Origin of the sequence: Comamonas trifloxystrobinivorans (assembly GCF_043359985.1) — a bacterium.
Lineage (GTDB): Bacteria > Pseudomonadota > Gammaproteobacteria > Burkholderiales > Burkholderiaceae_C > Comamonas > Comamonas trifloxystrobinivorans.
Genome location: NZ_JBHZGV010000019.1, coordinates 52,158 through 67,055 on the forward strand (window position 1 = coordinate 52,158; position 14,898 = coordinate 67,055).

At 56.1% G+C, this 14,898-nt stretch carries 12 protein-coding genes; all 12 read right to left on the reverse strand.

What is annotated here, in order from left to right; all coding sequences use genetic code 11:
• Positions 1-380: 380 nt before the first annotated feature.
• The 12 genes from ACFIQF_RS20600 to ACFIQF_RS20655 all read right to left on the reverse strand — a co-directional run bounded on the left by ACFIQF_RS20600 (position 381) and on the right by ACFIQF_RS20655 (position 14,880).
• Positions 381-857, reverse strand: coding sequence for a hypothetical protein (locus ACFIQF_RS20600; protein WP_393945517.1), 477 nt, complete (start codon positions 855-857; stop codon positions 381-383).
• Between the two features lie 702 nt (positions 858-1,559).
• On the reverse strand, positions 1,560-2,036 hold the full coding sequence (locus tag ACFIQF_RS20605; protein ID WP_393945518.1) for a hypothetical protein: 477 nt from the start codon (positions 2,034-2,036) through the stop codon (positions 1,560-1,562).
• A 360-nt stretch (positions 2,037-2,396) separates the two neighbouring features.
• On the reverse strand, positions 2,397-2,972 hold the full coding sequence (locus tag ACFIQF_RS20610; RefSeq protein ID WP_393945519.1) for a hypothetical protein: 576 nt from the start codon (positions 2,970-2,972) through the stop codon (positions 2,397-2,399).
• A gap of 225 nt (positions 2,973-3,197) precedes the next feature.
• On the reverse strand, positions 3,198-3,665 hold the full coding sequence (locus ACFIQF_RS20615) for an ankyrin repeat domain-containing protein (RefSeq protein WP_393945520.1): 468 nt from the start codon (positions 3,663-3,665) through the stop codon (positions 3,198-3,200).
• Between the two features lie 492 nt (positions 3,666-4,157).
• Positions 4,158-5,297, reverse strand: coding sequence for an FMN-dependent L-lactate dehydrogenase LldD (gene lldD / locus ACFIQF_RS20620; RefSeq protein WP_393945521.1), 1,140 nt, complete (start codon positions 5,295-5,297; stop codon positions 4,158-4,160).
• Positions 5,294-6,064, reverse strand: a complete 771-nt coding sequence (lldR, locus tag ACFIQF_RS20625) for a transcriptional regulator LldR (RefSeq protein WP_393945522.1) — start codon at positions 6,062-6,064, stop codon at positions 5,294-5,296. Before lldR ends, lldD begins: the two co-directional genes overlap by 4 nt.
• 15 nt (positions 6,065-6,079) lie before the next feature.
• Positions 6,080-7,753, reverse strand: a complete 1,674-nt coding sequence (gene lldP, locus ACFIQF_RS20630; protein ID WP_393945523.1) for an L-lactate permease — start codon at positions 7,751-7,753, stop codon at positions 6,080-6,082.
• A 389-nt stretch (positions 7,754-8,142) separates the two neighbouring features.
• Positions 8,143-10,881 (reverse strand): alanine--tRNA ligase, encoded by a 2,739-nt coding sequence (gene alaS, locus ACFIQF_RS20635; RefSeq protein WP_393945524.1) that lies wholly within the window; start codon positions 10,879-10,881, stop codon positions 8,143-8,145.
• 147 nt (positions 10,882-11,028) lie between these two features.
• Complete coding sequence (locus ACFIQF_RS20640) at positions 11,029-11,736, reverse strand: coiled-coil domain-containing protein (protein WP_393945525.1); 708 nt, start codon at positions 11,734-11,736, stop codon at positions 11,029-11,031.
• A gap of 11 nt (positions 11,737-11,747) precedes the next feature.
• Positions 11,748-12,851 carry a cell division protein ZapE gene (zapE, locus tag ACFIQF_RS20645; protein ID WP_393945526.1) on the reverse strand — a complete coding sequence of 368 codons (1,104 nt, stop codon included), beginning with the start codon at positions 12,849-12,851 and terminating at the stop codon, positions 11,748-11,750.
• A gap of 92 nt (positions 12,852-12,943) precedes the next feature.
• Complete coding sequence (lpdA, locus tag ACFIQF_RS20650; protein ID WP_393945527.1) at positions 12,944-14,371, reverse strand: dihydrolipoyl dehydrogenase; 1,428 nt, start codon at positions 14,369-14,371, stop codon at positions 12,944-12,946.
• Positions 14,372-14,373: 2 nt separating this feature from the next.
• A complete protein-coding gene (locus tag ACFIQF_RS20655; protein ID WP_393945528.1) occupies positions 14,374-14,880 on the reverse strand; it encodes a hypothetical protein in 507 nt (168 codons plus the stop codon).
• Positions 14,881-14,898: the final 18 nt, after the last annotated feature.

Sequence of the window (14,898 nt, forward strand, 5' to 3'; positions counted from 1 at the left end):
CGCATCTTATTGGCTGCTTCCGTCTATTTCGCTACACTGATCGCAGACGGCTCAGTTCCCGTAGGATGCACCGGCCCGGTAGCTTTACCTGAAGCGACTCCAAACATTACTGGGCCGTCTCCTTTACCCAGTGCAAGCAGTAATTGCCCCATGTGGCATTCCGCTCATAACGCACAGCGTACCCCAGGCCACTTCGCCAAGGCAAGCTTTCAACGTCTCAAAAATTTGACGGAATTTTGAAGCTTTGCAAAGGGCCTGCATCTCGCACACGGCTTTTCATCCATCGCTTTTGAAAAATCACAACAAGCGAAGGTTGCGATTCCCTCTCCATATTCTTCGATTTAAATAATTGATTTATTAAATATTTAATTGGCGATTAATTATTTTACAACATCTGCGCACGGTTTTTGATCGATATTTAAATCACCTTGAATTTCGATTGGATCATTAAGATCAAAAACAAACTCATATTTTAATTTCTCGATGGATGAAATCAATTGAATTTCTCTCTTGCTTATATCAGTATGGACAATATAGAAATTAAAATTTCTATTCGGCAAAATAGTGATATCCGTGCTCTTCCCCCAAAACTCAAGCAAATTAGTCGCAGGAACCACCATCTCCCCGCTTGGGCTTCCAATATACTCAGCGTTAACGTTATATTTACTCATAAGTGCCACCTTTTTAAATGGAATATATCCATCATCTTTATTGGTGACTATCTTTTTCTGCGCTCCATTTTTTAATGATACGTAACTTATCCAATAGAATTTATCATTTGCAGTGCATATAAAAGATTCACTTTTTAGAAGACTCCATTCGCTAGCATGTGCAATTCCTGTTGCGAAGATAGACATGACGCAGGTCATTAGAAATTTGCGTCTTAAATATTTCATCAAATCCCCCTATGGTTAATAGCCATTAGTTCATAATTTTTTAGCGCGGCTTCCAGTTGGGGCGAGCTTTCCCACAATCATGCCCGCCTGCATGGTGTCGTTTTTCTATGGGCATGCGGCAGACCTTGCGCAAAATACCCAATTACCGCTTAGGCTCTTAGAGCCGTTTGGGCTTCGCTTTACGACAGCTTCTCTGACCGCGTTTGGCCTTGGATAAAGCTATGCAGCAATAGACAAAATCCGCTTTGCGCGTGCATTGGGATTGCCTCTCGACAGCAGCACCCAGGCCCATTGCTTTATGAGCAGATCGCCGCATGGGCTGTGGGCGCTGCGGCGTTTTGCGGAGCTTCCTTAGTCAATCGTCTAAATCGCTTAAATTCACCACTGCTCAATGATTGCATTGCAGTTAACATTAAAAATAAAAAAGCTATTTTCAATACATTAGGCTTATAGCAACTACAATAATCGAAAACATTTCGAATTAAACCCAGAAAATTTGCAAAATCAACTCTCGAATGCTGCGATTTTTTATTCAGGTGTTAATTTCTTTCTTTGCGAAGTCTTTCTCAACGACAAAGAACCAAAGCAAACAAGAGTCGCAATTCTCTCTCCATATTTCCCCGTTCAAACAAATGATTGATTTCACACCTGAGCGGTTATTACTTACTTTATAACATCTGCACACGGCTTTTTATGAACCTGTAGATCGCCTTGAATTTCTATTGGATCATTTAAATCAAAAACAAACTCGTATTTCAATTCCCCAAAAGATGAAATTGATTGAATTTTTTCATTATTCATATAAGTGTGAACAATATAGAAATCAAATTTTCCATTTGGCAAAATAGTGATATCCGTATTCCTCCCTAGAAATTCGAATAAATGAGTTGCATAAACCACAACCTCCCCGCTTGAAGTCCTAATATGCTCAGCGTTAACGTTATATTTACTCATAAGTGTCACATTTTTAAATGAAAGAAATCCATCATCTTTATTGGTGACTATCTTTTTCTGCGCTCCATTTTTTAATGATACGTAACTTACCCAGTAGAATTTGCTACTTGAAGTGCATATAAAAGATTCACTTTTTAGAAGACTCCATTCGCTCGCATGTGCAATTCCCGTTACGAAGATGGACATGATGCAGGCCAGTTGCAATTTACGTCTAATATATTTCATAAAATCCCCCTCGGGTTAATAGCCACTAGTTCAATATTTTTTAGCGCGGCTTCCATTGGGGCGAGCTTTCCCAAAATCATGTCCGCCTGCATGATGTCGTTTTTCTATGGGCATGCGGCAGGCCTTGCGCAAAATACTCAATTACTGCTCAGACCCTGGACGTTTAAGCTCCAGCTTCTCTGGCCCCATTTGGCCTTCGACGGGTTAGCAGCAATAAAAACAATCGGCTTTGCGCGTGCGTTTGGATTTCTTCTCAACAGCAGCACCCAGACCCATTGCTTTATGAGCGAATCGCCCATGGGTTGTGGGTGCTGCGGCGTTTTACAGAGCCTCCCTAAAATATGCATTACCCACCACCACGTCTTTAAATAAAACCTTTACCGGAGAAAATATTTCACATTCATTAACAGGGGAGTATTTTGAATTTATCGCCAAAGCATCTTCTCTTAATGATATGAGCCCATAGTTGTTAATTACTGATGCTGGAAGTTTCTTTACATAATCTTGGCTATACAGCAAACTACTGGTCAGATCCAAGGTGCACAAATCAAAACCAGCAACAACCCATCCTCTGTTGAGCAAATCTTGCTCTTTTTCAAAAGAAATATTGCCTGGTGGATTCGAATACATCTTTGCCAAAGAACTTAGCGAAGGCAAGTCTATACCACATGCAATGATAGTTACCACATTAATTCTTTTCTCTTTCAAGTAACATTCAGGATCATTCAAAACAAATGCCCTGCTAAACCAACAAGAATCCATACCAGGGATGTCTGAGAAAAAATCGTAACCCGTCCACTCATATGGCGGCCAAGCATTGGAGTCAACAGTGTACGGATGTGCAAGTGGCATATCAACTCTTATATCGTAAGCCATAATAAAATACTCGTCTTGCATTAAAATCTCCCTATCATGCAAAAAGGCACCTCATCATATTTTGAGTTACAAAATTAGAGCCAGAAAAATACACCACAAAATCCCCACAAATCTAATCAAGCAGCACAAAACATCACTAAATTGCGATACTTGTTTTCAGAATCAATTGAAATTCAATGGCTGTCATTCCCTCAACTTACATACACCTTAATAAGAAATACAGCAGCATTTCATCAATAAAACTGGTCAAACACAATCAGGTATCTTATTCACTACCCGCTGCATACCGGCTCGTTTTGCCCTTAGACATGGCGAAACGCCAACATCATTGGGAATTTTTGGGTCCGCCCCTAGGTCCAACAGCAAAATGGCGGTACTTTCATATCCTTTCCAAATAGCCACACTAAGCGCAGTTTTTCCACCGGCTCCATCTATCGCATTGATATCAGCACCTCGGTCAACTAGATATTTTATTATTTCATCACGCGAATAATAAGCAGCCACATGAATTGGCCTCTTACGATATTCAATACTAATAATTGAATTCACCCCCACCAAATTCCCATCGACCATGTACCTGACCTTGTTGATGTTATTCGTCATGATCGCATGAACTAACTTTTCCTCGTCAGTCTTTCCAGAATCATCCTCCCCCACCGCCATAAATAGCACAACCACCAACAATCCAAGAACATAGTAAACAATATGCTTCATAAATAACCAAATATCTATTAGGATTCCGTGTATTTTTCACTTGAGCAGCGTCTTTCAAAAAGTATCTACCGCAAAAGCAGATACACTACAACCCTCGATTAATTAATGCTATTAATCTAAATATAGGCAAGCCTGCCATTTCAGCCATCAATCTATGTCAAGCTTTGCCGCATTTGACAAACCGAATTGGCAAACGAATGCAGCAAGAAAAAGCATTGAACTGAACGCGTGCTGCTCAGCTTTCCGCGCAAAGTGCATGTTTGGCTGACTTTGTGAACTACTGGCTACTGGCTGCGACATGCAAGCTGCACGGTGTTGGGGCAATGCCAACCCCAATCAAACCGCCAGAAGTTTGCGTCTACCCCTTGGTCAGTTTCTGTCTTGGCTGCCCACTTCACCAGCCAAGGCGGCTGTTTGGTGCCCAAAGGGATACGCGAGCAATAAAAAAGAGCCGCATCAGCGGCCCCTGTTCAAGTCGTGGAAAGCAGCTGATCAGCCGCCACGCACCAACAAGTCGCCGGTAATCTCGCCCACGTTTTTCACGCTGGTCAAGGTCATGGCCACGCGCATTTCTTTCTCCAGCAGGTTCAGCAGGTTGGCAACGCCGGCCTCGCCATCGGTAGCCAGTGCATAGATGAAGGCGCGGCCAATCATGGCGCAGTCGGCGCCCAGGGCCAGCAGGCGCACGATGTCCAGGCCGTTGCGCACGCCGGAGTCGGCCAGGATTTTGATCTGGCCTTTGACTGCGTCGGCAATCGCCGGCAAGGCGCGTGCCGACGACAGCACACCATCCAACTGGCGGCCGCCGTGGTTGGAGACGATGATGCCGTCCGCACCAAAGCGCACGGCGTCTTTGGCGTCCTCGGGGTCGAGAATGCCTTTGATCAGCATGGGGCCCTTCCAGAAATCGCGGATCCATTCCAGATCGCTCCACGAGATGGAGGGGTCAAAGTTCGCGGCCAGGTAGCCGATGTAGTCTTCCAGGCTGACGCTTTTGCCCAGATAGGTGGAGATGTTGCCCAAGGTGTGTGGCCGGCCTTGCAAGCCCACATCCAGCGCCCAGCGCGGGTGGGTGACCGATTGCAGGTAGCGGCGCATGGCGGCATTGGGACCGCTCATGCCCGAGTGCGCATCGCGATAACGCGCGCCAGGCACGGGCATGTCTACGGTGAAAACCAAGGTGGAGACGCCGGCTGCCTGCGCGCGCTCCAAAGCGTTTTTCATGAAGCCGCGGTCTTTCAGCACGTAGAGCTGGAACCACATGGGGCGCTTGATTTTGGGCGCCACTTCTTCGATGGGGCAAACCGACACCGTGGACATGGTGAAGGGGATGCCTTTTTTGTCTGCCGCCCGGGCCGCCTGCACTTCGCCACGGCGGGCGAACATGCCCAGCAGCCCCACCGGCGCCAGCACTGCGGGCAGCGCCAGTTTTTCGCCAAACAGCTCTATGCTGGTGTCGAGCTGGCTCATGTCTTTGAGCACGCGCTGGCGCAGCGCTACATCGGCCAGATCGCTGACGTTGCGGCCCAGGGTTTTTTCGGCATAGGCGCCGCCGTCGATGTAGTGAAACAAGAAAGGCGGCAGGCGTTTTTGCGCTGCGGCGCGGTAGTCGGTGGTGGAGGAGATGATCATGAGAAAGTCAATCCGGTTGCGGCCAGGCGGCCCTGGCGCTGCTGGCGGGCAGCGTCGGCATCGGCCTGGCTCAGTTTTTCGTGGACAAAGGACAGATGCTCGGTGATCACCGCGCGCGCCTGTTCCGGCTCGCCAGCCACCACGGCTTGCATCAGATCGTGGTGTTGCAGCGTCAAGCGCTCCAGCACTTTGGGATCGTCGTGCACAAACATCAGGCGGCGGTTTTGCGCCACCGTGTTGAGCACCATTTCAAACAGGCTGCGCATCACCTGCACCACCACCACGTTGTGTGAGGCCTCGGCAATGGCCAGGTGGAACTGTGCGTCGGCCCGTGCGGAGCTGGCCGCATCCTGGCTGAGCTGGTGGCGCAGCAACTCGTCGTAACAGCGACGGATGTGGTCTTTGTCTTGCGTGGTGGCGCGCTGCGCTGCGTACCAGGCGGTGCTGAGTTCGATGATCTGGCGCGTCTCCAGCACGTCGTAGCGGTACTGCGGATCGTCGCGCATCAGCGGCGCCAAAGGGGCTACCGCTTGCTCGTGCCATTGCAGCACTGGCGTGCAGACATAAGTGCCCGCGCCAACCCGGCTTTCCAGCACGCCCCGGCTAGCCAGGCGCTGGATCGCCTCGCGCAGCGCGGTGCGCGAGACGCCCAGCTGCTCGGCCAACGCCCGCTCGGTCGGCAGCTTGTCGCCGGTTTGCAGGGAGGAGGTCTGGATCAGGTCCAGCACTTGCTGGGCCACTCGATCGGACAGGCGCGGGGCAGACATGTTTTGTTCTAGCTTTCAGTGGGTTGGAATCACCCCCGGAAACACATAGGCCTGCAGCGTACAGATGACGCCGATGATGACCAGAAAGGCCAGGCTGTGTTTGACGGTGAAGCGGAACAGATCCGACTCCCGGCCCGCCAAGCCCACAGCCGCGCAGGCAATGGCAATCGACTGGGGCGAAATCATCTTACCAGTGACACCGCCCGTGGTATTGGCTGTGACGGCCAAAACTTCGGGCAAGCCGAGCTGCGCTGCCGTGGTAGCTTGCAAGGCGCCGAACAAGGCGTTGGCCGAGGTGTCCGAGCCGGTGAGAAACACGCCCAGCCAGCCCAGGAACGGCGAGAAGAAAGCAAAGGCCTTGCCCGTATGCGACAGCGCCAACGCCAAGGTGGACGACAGACCCGAGTAGTTGGCCACAAAGGCGAACGCCAACACCATGCCGATGGAGTAGATCGGCAATGCCAGTTCCTTGAAAGTTTCGCCCAGGGTTTTAACGGCCACTGCCGGTTTGAGGCGCAGCACCAGAATGCTCAGCACAGCGCCAATCAATATGGCCGTGCCGGTGGCCGACAACCAGTTGAACGAGTACACCGCGCCATAAGGGCTGGGCGCTGCCACCACCGGCGGCATTTTTTGCACGATGTTGTGCAGCAGTGGCACGGGAATATTCACCACCGTGTTGGCCAGAGCGCCACCTGCAGCAAACAAGGCCTTGAACGGCTTGATGCTCCAAATGGTGACCATGGCGGTGAGGATGATGAAAGGCGACCAGGCCTTGAGCACCACGCCCGCCGTGAGTTGCACAGGCTTGGCAGCGGTCTGCGGCGCAGCGGCGGCAGAACCCGGCTCAGGCGCAAAGCGGAAGATGTGCTTGGGTTGCCAGAATTTGAGGAAGGCCGTCAGCACGATCAGCGCCACGATGGCCGAGGTGATGTCGGGCAGCTCGGGGCCGATGTAATTGGCCGTAAGAAACTGCACCAGCGCAAAGCTGCCGCCGCCCACCAGCACTGCCGGCCAGGTCTCCTTGACGCCGCGCCAGCCGTCCATGATGGCCATGAGCCAGAACAGCACGATGATGGTCATGAAAGGCAGTTGGCGCCCTGCCATCTGGCTGATGGCCATGGGATCGATGCCCGAGACCTGGCCTGCCACGATGACCGGAATGCCCATGGCACCAAAGGCCACTGGCGCAGTATTGCCGATGAGGCACAGGCCGGCTGCGTACAGCGGCTTGAAGCCCAGGCCTACCAGCAGCGCAGCGGTAATGGCCACGGGCGCGCCAAAACCAGCTGCGCCTTCGAGAAAAGCGCCAAAGCAAAAGCCCGCCAGAATGAGCTGCAGGCGTTGGTCTTCGGTGACCGACAGGATCGACGAGCGAATGATGTCGAACTGCCCCGTCTTGACCGAGACTTTGTACAAAAACACCGCCGCCACAATGATCCAGGCGATAGGCCACAGACCGTAGAAGAACCCGTACACCGCCGATGCCAGCGCGTTGGCCAACGGCATACGGTAGAACAGCAGCGCCACGGCCAGCGCCAACAACACCGTGATGCTGCCCGCCACATAGCCCTTGAGCCGCAGTTTGGTTAGCGCGATGAAGAAAAAGATGATGGGAATCAGCGCCACCAGGGCGGACACCCACACGTTACCCGCCGGGTCGTAGTTCTGCGACCAGATTGCTTGCATTGCCTCGATCTCCTGACATGTTTGCCGCACTGCGCTGGCCCGCTTGCGGGCTGCCGTGCCATTTTTTGAAACGCTGTGCTTGCCGACCACGCCACCAACAGCCAGGAGTCCTAAAGCGGTGGCGTAGCAAGCGATATTGGTACAACCAATGCACTCTACAAGACAGCGGATCGGATTATATAGAGCGATAAAATCCTTTAAACAACGGGTTTACCCTGGTTTTATGCAATTTATTGGTAGTACCAATATTTGAAATAAAGCAAATCTACCCGGCTTAGGGCATCAAGTACAACCAGGCCATACGGGCCTAGTTCCCAGTGAGCAGGCGAAAAAAAACCTCCTGCAGAAGCAGGAGGTTTTGTGCCAGGGGCTAAGGGAGCTAGCGGGTTTTAGGTGCGCTCTGCCACCCAGGCTTGAACGCCAGCCAGCGCCTTGGGCAAGGCGGCTGCATCGGTGCCACCGGCCATGGCCATGTCGGGCTTGCCGCCGCCCTTGCCGCCCACTTGCTGGGCTACAAAGTTGACCAGCTCGCCGGCCTTGATCTTGCCAATGCTGTCCTTGGTGACGCCGGCAGCCAGCTGCACTTTGTCGCCATCGACAGCGGCCAGCACGATGGCGGCCGTGCCCAGCTTGTCTTTGAGCTTGTCCATGGTGTCGCGCAGGGTCTTGGCGTCAGCACCGTCGAGCACGGCTGCCAGCACCTTGAGGCCCTTGACATCAACCGCCTGGCCGGCCAGTTCGTCGCCCTGGCTCGATGCCAGTTTGCCCTTGAGCTGGGCCAGTTCTTTCTCCAGCGCCTTGATCTGGTCGAGCGCGCCACCAATGCGGTGGTTGAGCTCGGACACAGGAGCCTTCAAAGTGGCGGCGGCTTCGTCGACCGTCGACTCCAGCGATTGCAGGTAAGCCAGTGCGTTTTCGCCCGTGATGGCTTCGATACGGCGCACGCCAGCGGCCACACCACCTTCGGCCACGACCTTGAACAGGCCGATGTCGCCAGTACGGTGCACGTGGGTGCCGCCGCACAGCTCGCGGCTGGTGCCGATGTCGAGCACGCGCACGGTTTCGCCGTACTTCTCGCCGAACAGCATCATGGCGCCGGTTTTCTGGGCGCTTTCAATGTCCATCACGCGGGCTTGCGTGTCGGTGTTGGCCAGAATTTCGGCGTTCACGCGCTTTTCGATCTCGCGCTTTTGCTCGTCGGTCACCGGGCTGTTGTGCGCAAAGTCGAAACGGGTGCGCTCGGCGTTCACCAGGCTGCCCTTTTGCTGCACGTGTTCGCCCAGTACTTCGCGCAAGGCCTTGTGCATCAGGTGGGTGACCGAGTGGTTGCGCATGGTGGCGGCACGCAGCTCAGTGTTGACCTGTGTTTCTACTGCATCGCCCACCTTCAGGCTGCCCGAAGCGAGCTTGCCGTGGTGGCCAAACACGTCGGCCTTGATCTTTTGCGTGTCTTCCACGGCAAAGCGGCCGCCCACAGCGCTGATCACGCCCTGGTCGCCCACTTGGCCGCCGGATTCGGCGTAGAAAGGCGTCGTATCGAGCACCACCACGCCTTGTTGGCCAGCCTGGAGTTCGTTCACGCTCGTGCCTTCGGCATACAGCGCCACGATCTTGGCGGGCTCGGCCAGCTTGTCGTAGCCGGTGAAGCTGTTGGCCGCGCCGGTGTATTCCAGTGCGCGGTCCATCTTGAACTTGCCGGCTGCGCGGGCCTGGTTCTTTTGCTGCTCCATGGCGGCATTGAAACCGGCTTCGTCCACGGTCACGCCGCGCTCACGGGCCACGTCGTTCGACAGGTCGAGCGGGAAGCCGTAGGTGTCGTGCAGCTTGAAGGCCACATCGCCGGGCAGCACCTTGGCGCCACCGGCCAGTGCGCTGTCCAGGATTTCCATGCCGTGGGCCAGCGTTTCGTAGAAGCGCTCTTCTTCAACGCGCAGCACATCGGTGATGCGGGCTTCTTGCTCGCGGATCTTGGGGTAGGCATCGCCCATGACCAGCGCCAGATCCTTGACCAGCTTGTGGAAGAACGGCGTCTTCTGACCCAGCTTGTAGCCATGGCGGATGGCGCGGCGGATGATGCGGCGCTGCACATAGCCACGGCCTTCGTTCGACGGGATCACGCCATCGGCCACCAGGAAAGCGGTAGCGCGGATGTGGTCGGCGATGACCTTGAGCGAAGGCGTTTCCAGATCGGCAATGTGCGTCTCGCGTGCGGCGGCCTTGATCAGTGCCTGGAACAGGTCGATCTCGTAGTTGCTGTGTACGTGTTGCAAGATGGCGGCCAGGCGCTCCAGGCCCATGCCGGTATCCACGCAAGGAGCGGGCAGCTTCTTGGCGTCGAACTCGGTGTACTGCCAGGTCTCACCTTCTTGCGCCACCTTGTAGTTGGCGTTGCGGGCACGGGCATCGGCTTCCAGAGCATCTGCCTGGGCGCGGGTGAGGCCGTGTTCATTGCGCGATTCGAACATGTCGAACTGCATGAACACGTTGTTCCAGATTTCGATGAAGCGGTCGCCGTCTTCATCGGGGCTGCCGGGAGGGCCGCCGGCGATGTGGGCGCCGTGGTCGTAGAAGATTTCCGAGCAAGGGCCGCAAGGGCCGGTGTCGGCCATCATCCAGAAGTTGTCGCTCTTGTAGCGGCCGCCCTTGTTGTCGCCGATGCGGATCACGCGCTCGGGGGGCAGACCGATTTCCTTGGTCCAGATGTCGTAGGCTTCGTCGTCTTCTTCATAGACGGTGGCCAGCAGCTTTTCGGGCGGCAGCATGTAGACCGTGGTCAAGAGCTCCCAGGCCCACTTGAGCGATTCGCGCTTGAAGTAGTCGCCAAACGACCAGTTGCCCAGCATCTCGAAGAAGGTGTGGTGGCGCGCGGTGTAACCGACGTTTTCCAGGTCGTTGTGCTTGCCGCCTGCACGCAGGCAGGTTTGCACGCTGGTGGCGCGGTTATAAGGGCGCTTGTCCGTGCCCAGGAACACGTCCTTGAACTGCACCATGCCGGAGTTGGTGAACATCAGCGTCGGGTCGTTGCCGGGGACCAGCGGGCTCGACGGAACAATGGTGTGGCCCTTGGATGCAAAAAAATCCAGGAAGCTCTTGCGGATTTCCGCAACGGTGAATGTGGGTGTACTCATGGTGTGCAGCGGTGGTGGCACCCGCCGCCAAGGCTGTGCTTAGCCAGTGCGGGCGCGAATCTTCCATTATAGGGTTGCAGGCAAAACCGGTAGCCAAGCCGCTGTAAGCAGCCGGGCCAGCGTGGCTTGCGGCAGACAATGCCCGCTTTATTGCGGCGTGGGCAGTGGAGCGGCCTGTTTTTTGCCTTCGCGCTCTTGCATGCGCTTGTCATGCGCTGCTTGGCGCCGGGCGGCGTCGGCCTGCTTGGCGTCGTAGTCTTCTTGCGCATCCTGTACCTGCTCAGCCAGGTCTTGGTTGCGGCGCTGCTGGGCGCGCGCCTTGCTGGCTTGCTGCTTTTCCTGGTGGGCGGCACGCTGCGCAGCGTCTTGTTCGCGGCGTTCGACCTGCTCGGCCGTGTTTTTAGGGGCACGCTTGCCGGCAGCTCGCTTAGCGGCTTGCTCGTCGTGTTCGCGCTGGCGTTGCTCCAGGTCGGGCGCGCTCAGCGCACCGCTGTCGAGCCCGCTGTCGCGGTGTTTTTTGTCGAACTCGGCCTGCTTTTTCTCGCGGGCGTTTTCTTGCTTTTGCGTGCGCTCGCCCCGGTCTTGGGAGTTCAGCGCCAGTTCGCGCTGGCGCAGTGCGCGCTCGCGCTCGTTGGACTGCTGGCGGACTTTTTTCAGGCAGTCGGTGACAGCAAAGCGCTGGTAGCAGATCTTCTCGTTCTCGGCCAGCAGCTTTTCGCTGGCGGCTCGCTCGCGGGCGATTTCAGCGCGCGCCTGTTTGCGTTCGGCAGGTGTGCTGATGCCTTCCGCCTGGGCGGCAGACAGCAGGCTGGCCGCCAGCAAAGCGGCAGCACCGAGTTGGTAGATGGCTGGCATCGGGAACACTTTCAGGTCAGCGCAGTGTCTACCACGCGCCGCTCCAGCGAGAGGTATTCCTGCGATTGCATTTCGTTCAGGCGCGAGACCGTGCGCGGAAATTCGTGCGCCAGCGGCCCTTCGGTATAGAGCTGCTCGGGCGGAACGGCGGCCGACAGGATCAGCTTGCAGCGGCGGTCGTATAGCACGTCGACCAGCCAGGTGAAGCGCCGCGCCGGCGACGCCATGTTGACAAACATCTGCGGCACATTGGACAGCATGATGGTGTGGAACTGGCTGGCCAGCTCCAGATAGTCGTTTTGCGAGCGTGGGTTCACGCACAGCTCGTGAAACTCGAACCAGATCACGCCGCCAGCGCGACGCAGCGGCTTGAGCTCACGCGATTCGATTTTGAAGACCGGCTTTTCGTCGGGCACTTCGGCCAGCTGGTTGAAGGTTTCCTGCATGGCCTGATCGGCCTCGGCGCCCAGCGGCGTGTGGTAGAGCTTGAGCTTTTCAAGCGTGCGTCGGCGGTAATCAGTGCCGTTGTCGACGTTGATCACTTCCATGCGCTCGTTGAGCAGGTCGATGGCCGGCAAGATGCGGTCACGGTGCAGGCCGTCGGGGTACAAATCGTCCGGGCGGAAGTTGGAGGTGGTGACAAAGCCCACGCCGTTGTTGAACAGCGCCAGCAGCAGGCGGTAGAGAATCATCGCGTCGGTGATGTCGGCGACGTGAAACTCGTCAAAGCAGATCAGCTTGTACTTTTTGGCGATCTGCGCGCCCAGCACATCGAGCGGATCTTGAGTGCCCTTGAGCAAGGTGAGCTCGCGCTGCACTTCGCGCATGAACTCGTGGAAATGCAGGCGCACTTTGCGCTTGATGGGCACGGCATTGAAGAAGCAATCCATGATGAAGCTCTTGCCGCGCCCCACCCCACCATACATGTAGACGCCCTTGGGCACATCGGGGTGGTTGATGAGCTTTTTCAGCGCATTCGAGCGCTTGTTTTTGTACTCCGCCCATTCATCGGCACAGCGCTGCAAGGCATCGACCGCGCGCAGCTGCGCCGGATCGCTGTGAAAACCTTTGGCCTTAAGCTCGGCCTCGTATGCATCTCTTACTGCGCTGCCCATGGAATGTCTCTACTCTTGTATTGCTATAAATTAGATAGCCTCTACCGCGCGCCAAGCATGCGGTAGAGGCTAGTGTAACGAGAGCTTCTGGATTAGAAGTTCAGCGTACGCTTGTCCACGGCCAGCGCTGCTTCCTTGGTGGATTCAGACAGCGAAGGGTGGGCGTGGCAGATGCGAGCGATGTCTTCGCTTGATGCCTTGAACTCCATGGCAACCACGGCTTCGGAGATCAGCTCCGAGACCATGGGGCCAACCATGTGCACGCCCAGGATTTCGTCGGTCGTAGCGTCGGCCAGGAACTTGACCATGCCGGTCGTGTCGCCCAGTGCGCGTGCGCGGCCGTTGGCCAGGAACGGGAAGGTGCCGGCCTTGTAAGCCACGCCATCGGCCTTGAGCTGCTGCTCGGTACGGCCCACCCATGCCACTTCGGGGCTGGTGTAGATGACCGAAGGCAAGGTAGCGAAGTTCACGTGACCGTGTTGGCCAGCGATACGCTCGGCCACGGCAACGCCCTCTTCCTCGGCCTTGTGTGCCAGCATGGGGCCACGCACCACGTCGCCCACAGCCCACACGCCAGGCAGGTTGGTCTTGCAGTCGCCATCGACCACGATCGCGCCACGCTCGTCCAGAGCCAAGCCCACAGCTTCGGGGTTCAGGCCGATGGTGTTGGCGGTACGGCCGATGGAGACGATCAGCTTGTCCACTTCCAGCTGCTGGGCTTCGCCCTTGGCGTTGGTGTAGCTGATGTGCACGCCCTTTTTGTCGGTCTTGATTTCGCCGACCTTCACGCCCAGCTCGATCTTCAGGCCTTGCTTGTCGAAAGCCTTCTTGGCTTCCTTGGCGATTTGCTCATCGACGGCGGGCAGGAACTTGTCCATGCCTTCGAGCACCGTCACTTCGGTGCCCAGACGGCGCCAGACCGAGCCCATTTCCAGGCCGATGACGCCAGCGCCGATCAGGCCCAGCTTCTTGGGCGTGGCGCCCAGGCGCAGTGCGCCGTCGTTCGACAGAATCTTGTCTTCGTCAAAAGGCACGCCAGGCAGGGCACGGGCGTTGGAGCCGGTGGCCACGATGATTTGCTTGCCGACGATGCTTTCCTCTTCCTTGCCAGCCACCTTGATTTCGTAGCCGCCTTCAGCAGCCTTGACGAAGGAGCCACGGCCGTGGAAGAAAGTGACCTTGTTCTTCTTGAACAGGTACTGGATGCCGTCGTTGTTTTGCTTCACGACCGCGTCCTTGCGGGCAACCATCTTGGCCACGTCCATGGCCACCTTGCCGGTGGAGATGCCGTGGTCGGCAAAGCTGTGCGTGGCGTGTTCGAAGTATTCGGACGACTGCAGCAGCGCCTTCGAAGGAATGCAACCCACGTTGGTGCAGGTGCCGCCCAGAGCGGGGCCGCCAGCGGCGTTCTTCCACTCGTCGATACAGGCCACGCTCATGCCCAGTTGCGATGCACGAATGGCTGCTACGTAGCCGCCAGGGCCGCCGCCGATCACGACGACATCAAATTGCTTGCTCATGTTTATTCCAATGGTGTTAGTTCAAAACTGCCTTGGTGCAAGACCACACCAAACAGGCCGGTTTTGCTGGTCAGTTGTTCTTCGCGCTTGGCGCCAACCTGCAGTGTGGTGCCGGGCGGCATGCGGCACAGGAAGAGAAAAGCGCCCGATTCCAGGCAGGCGATCTGCCCACTGGCGCGCTGCTTTTCCCAGCCCAGATCCTTGTAACCCGCTTCATTGAAAGGTTTGAGCGGCAAGGGCTTGCCCGGTTGGCCCACAAACGAAATGGCCCACTGCGGGCCATTGTCCAGCCGGGCACCGGGCACTTCCTTGACGGAGGCGGCGGTGACCGGGCGAATCTGCACTTTCTCGGGTGCGGGCATGCCACGCTGCGCGGCCATGGTGTCGGCGTACCAGCGGAAACGGTAGTCACCGTTCCAGCTTTGCGCTGCCACGTTCTGTACAGGACGGGTGGTGCCGCAAGCTGCGAGCACCAGCGCGGAGGCTGCCAACACCAGGATGCGCACCATGGCTTTGCCCTGCGGACC

Excerpts from the sequence above, each read along its gene's own strand:
- ACFIQF_RS20600 (WP_393945517.1), bottom strand. The coding sequence starts at position 857 with ATGTCTATCTTCGCAACAGGAATTGCACATGCTAGCGAATGGAGTCTT.
- lpdA (WP_393945527.1), bottom strand. The coding sequence starts at position 14,371 with ATGAGCAAGCAATTTGATGTCGTCGTGATCGGCGGCGGCCCTGGCGGC.
- lldP (WP_393945523.1), bottom strand. The coding sequence starts at position 7,753 with ATGCAAGCAATCTGGTCGCAGAACTACGACCCGGCGGGTAACGTGTGG.
- lldD (WP_393945521.1), bottom strand. The coding sequence starts at position 5,297 with ATGATCATCTCCTCCACCACCGACTACCGCGCCGCAGCGCAAAAACGC.
- ACFIQF_RS20615 (WP_393945520.1), bottom strand. The coding sequence starts at position 3,665 with ATGAAGCATATTGTTTACTATGTTCTTGGATTGTTGGTGGTTGTGCTA.
- ACFIQF_RS20655 (WP_393945528.1), bottom strand. The coding sequence starts at position 14,880 with ATGGTGCGCATCCTGGTGTTGGCAGCCTCCGCGCTGGTGCTCGCAGCT.
- ACFIQF_RS20640 (WP_393945525.1), bottom strand. The coding sequence starts at position 11,736 with ATGCCAGCCATCTACCAACTCGGTGCTGCCGCTTTGCTGGCGGCCAGC.
- zapE (WP_393945526.1), bottom strand. The coding sequence starts at position 12,851 with ATGGGCAGCGCAGTAAGAGATGCATACGAGGCCGAGCTTAAGGCCAAA.
- alaS (WP_393945524.1), bottom strand. The coding sequence starts at position 10,881 with ATGAGTACACCCACATTCACCGTTGCGGAAATCCGCAAGAGCTTCCTG.
- ACFIQF_RS20610 (WP_393945519.1), bottom strand. The coding sequence starts at position 2,972 with ATGCAAGACGAGTATTTTATTATGGCTTACGATATAAGAGTTGATATG.
- lldR (WP_393945522.1), bottom strand. The coding sequence starts at position 6,064 with ATGTCTGCCCCGCGCCTGTCCGATCGAGTGGCCCAGCAAGTGCTGGAC.
- ACFIQF_RS20605 (WP_393945518.1), bottom strand. The coding sequence starts at position 2,036 with ATGTCCATCTTCGTAACGGGAATTGCACATGCGAGCGAATGGAGTCTT.